At 67.0% G+C, this 288-nt stretch carries 1 pseudogene; it reads left to right on the top strand.

From position 1 onward, the window contains the following. Positions 1-288, top strand: a pseudogene (locus ARTB_RS21465) (serine hydroxymethyltransferase); the annotation flags it as partial.

The following is a 288-nucleotide window of genomic DNA, read 5'->3' as shown; positions in this document are numbered from 1 at the left end:
AGGCGCAGGGTTCGGTGCTGACGAACAAGTACGCCGAGGGCTACCCGGGCAAGCGTTACTACGGCGGCTGCGAGCATGTTGACGTGATCGAGCAGCTCGCGATCGACCGGGTCAAGGCCCTGTTCGGCGCCGGGTACGCGAACGTGCAGCCGCACTCCGGCGCGCAGGCGAACGCTTCGGTGATGCACGCCCTGATCCGGCCCGGGGACACCATCATGGGGCTGAACCTGGCGCACGGCGGGCACCTGACCCACGGGATGAAGATCAACTTCTCCGGCCGGCTGTACA

The organism is Arthrobacter humicola, from assembly GCF_022803015.1.
GTDB classification, from domain to species: domain Bacteria; phylum Actinomycetota; class Actinomycetes; order Actinomycetales; family Micrococcaceae; genus Arthrobacter; species Arthrobacter humicola_A.
The sequence above is the reverse complement of the archived record's forward strand: the minus strand, read 5'-3'. Positions and strand labels throughout refer to the sequence as shown.